This window comes from Vibrio sp. 1978, assembly GCF_033344345.1.
Genome location: NZ_JAWPOP010000730.1, coordinates 1 through 597, shown reverse-complemented (window position 1 = coordinate 597; position 597 = coordinate 1). Strand labels below are relative to the sequence as shown.

General features: G+C 49.9%; 1 protein-coding gene. It reads right to left on the bottom strand.

Annotated features, from left to right (window positions below; translation table 11 throughout):
* Window positions 1-597: S8 family serine peptidase (locus tag R8N49_RS28795; RefSeq protein WP_318190656.1), on the bottom strand; the 597-nt coding region annotated here is incomplete at both ends.

Sequence of the window (597 nt, the reverse complement as noted above, 5' to 3'; positions counted from 1 at the left end):
TATTGAGAGATGCTCTGTAAATCTTGCCCATCAGCACCTATTGGATCCGCTCCCTGTTCCAACATCATACGAATCATCTGGTTACAAGGTACGCCAGAGGCATCTTGGCAAGTTGCAGGATCGGATAACTGATCCGCATATTTGTATGCCCAAAGTAACGCAGCTGCGCCAGCAACATGAGGACTGGCCATGGATGTACCCGACTGCCAATGCAGACAGGCGTCATTATCGTAATCGAAGGTACCACACTGCTCATTTGGCATCGTCGAGAGAATACTGTCACCAGGTGCCATTAGCGACACCCAATCGCTACCGAAAGTAGAAAAACTGGCACGATTGTCATCGTCATCCGTTGCACCTACGGCAATCACGTTGTCATAAGCTGCGGGATAGTTCTTGATCGGGTCTCCGGCGTTCCCTGCTGCGCTCACTAACAACACGCCTTTCCCCCAAGCGTAGTTAACGGCATCATTTTCCGCTTGGCTATAACCGACTAAGCTAATCGGGTTGCCCTCTTCATCGATTTCATCAGAGCCATAACTCATGTTAATCACGTGGTAGCCGTTATCGGCAGCATAGGTGATCGCATCAATGGAG